3 protein-coding genes are annotated in these 1826 nt (G+C 67.4%); all 3 read right to left on the reverse strand.

The annotated features are described in order from the left end of the window. Nucleotides 1-179 (reverse strand): serine dehydratase beta chain (locus ACFPU0_RS17175; RefSeq protein WP_377694451.1); only part of this gene is annotated, 179 nt, incomplete at its 3' end. A 30-nt stretch (nucleotides 180-209) separates the two neighbouring features. Then, nucleotides 210-1463: a serine hydroxymethyltransferase gene (gene glyA / locus ACFPU0_RS17180; RefSeq protein WP_377694450.1), complete on the reverse strand. Its 1254-nt coding sequence runs from the start codon at nucleotides 1461-1463 to the stop codon at nucleotides 210-212. Nucleotides 1464-1622: 159 nt separating this feature from the next. After that, the coding region (locus tag ACFPU0_RS17185; protein WP_377694328.1) for a hypothetical protein at nucleotides 1623-1826 on the reverse strand (204 nt) is incomplete at its 5' end.

Consider the following 1826-nt stretch of genomic DNA (forward strand, 5'->3'; position numbering starts at 1 on the left):
CCCTTGCCGGTGGCACCGAGGGAGCCGTACAGCTCGACTTTCAGGCTTTCGGTGTCGGCCAGCAGGTTTTCCCGGCGCAGGCCGTCGACGAAGCGTGCGGCGGCGCGCATCGGGCCCACGGTGTGGGAGCTGGAGGGGCCGATGCCCACCTTGAACAGATCGAAAACGCTCAGCGACATATCTCGACTCCCGCAAAGGCCGCTCGACGATCAGGCCGGGTACACCGGGAAGCGTGCGCAGAGCGCCGCCACCTGGCGCGCCACCTGGGCCTCGACGTCGGCATCGCCGAGGTGGTCGAGGATGTCGCAGATCCAGGCGGCCAGGGCGCGGCACTCCGGCACCTGGAAGCCGCGGGTGGTCACCGCCGGGGTGCCGATGCGCAGGCCGGAGGTGACGAAGGGAGACTGCGGGTCGTTCGGCACGGCGTTCTTGTTCACCGTGATGCCGGCACGGCCGAGGGCGGCGTCGGCATCCTTGCCGGTGATGCCCTGGCGGATCAGGCTGACCAGGAACAGGTGGTTGTCGGTGCCGCCGGAGACCACGTCATAGCCGCGCCCCATGAACACCTCGGCCATGGCCTGGGCGTTCTTGATCACCTGCGCCTGGTAGTCCTTGAAGGACAGGTCCAGCGCTTCCTTGAAGCACACCGCCTTGGCGGCGATCACGTGCATCAGCGGACCGCCCTGCCCGCCCGGGAACACCGCGGCATTGAGCTTCTTCTCCAGCTCCGGATTGGCGCGGGCGAGGATCAGGCCGCCACGGGGGCCACGCAGGGTCTTGTGAGTAGTAGTGGTGACCACGTCCGCATAAGGCAGCGGGTTCGGGTACAGGCCGGCGGCTACCAGGCCGGCGACGTGGGCCATGTCGACGAAGAGGTAGGCGCCCACCTTGTCGGCGATGGCGCGAAAGCGCGGGAAGTCCAGGGTCTTCGAATAGGCGGAGAAGCCGGCGACGATGATCTTCGGCTTGTGCTCCAGGGCCAGGCGCTCCACTTCGTCGTAGTCGATCAGGCCGTTGCCGTCGATGCCGTACTGCACCGCGTTGTACAGCTTGCCCGAGGACGACACCTTGGCGCCGTGGGTCAGGTGGCCGCCATGGGCCAGGCTCATGCCGAGGATGGTGTCGCCGGCCTGCAGCAGGGCCAGGTAGACCGCCGCGTTGGCCTGGGAGCCGGAGTGCGGCTGGACGTTGGCGTAGTCGGCGCCGAACAGCGCCTTGGCGCGGTCGATGGCCAGTTGCTCCACCACATCCACATGCTCGCAGCCGCCGTAGTAGCGCTTGCCCGGATAGCCCTCGGCGTACTTGTTGGTCAGCTCGCTGCCCTGGGCCTGCATCACCTGCGGGCTGGTGTAGTTCTCCGAGGCGATCAGCTCGATATGGTCTTCCTGGCGCTGGGCCTCGCGGCGGATGGCGTCGAACAGCGCAGGGTCGAAATCGGACAGGGTCAGGCTCTTGTGGAACATGGTCGGTTTCCTTCTTGTTCGGTAAGGGGTGGCATCGACCTCGTGGGGGCGAATTCATTCGCTGAGCAGGCCGCAGGCCTGCCCGACGGAGTGTTCAGGGGCTGCTGCGCAGCCCTTGGCGAATGAATTGGCCCCTACCGAGGCCTTCCGGCTCGACTGTCAGGCGTCCTGGTAGGCCTCGATGGACGGGCAGGCGCAGACCAGGTTGCGGTCGCCGTAGACGTTGTCCACGCGGCCCACCGGCGGCCAGTACTTGCCCTCCACCAGGCTGGCGACGGGGTACACGGCCAGTTCGCGGCTGTAGTGGTGGGTCCACGCGCCGACCAGTTCCTGCGCGGTGTGCGGGGCGTTCTTCAGCGGATT

It is taken from the genome of Pseudomonas sp. GCM10022186 (assembly GCF_042656385.1).
Lineage (GTDB): Bacteria > Pseudomonadota > Gammaproteobacteria > Pseudomonadales > Pseudomonadaceae > Metapseudomonas.

Coding starts and splice junctions, on each gene's coding strand:
- glyA (WP_377694450.1), bottom strand. CDS start 1,463: ATGTTCCACAAGAGCCTGACCCTGTCCGATTTCGACCCTGCGCTGTTC.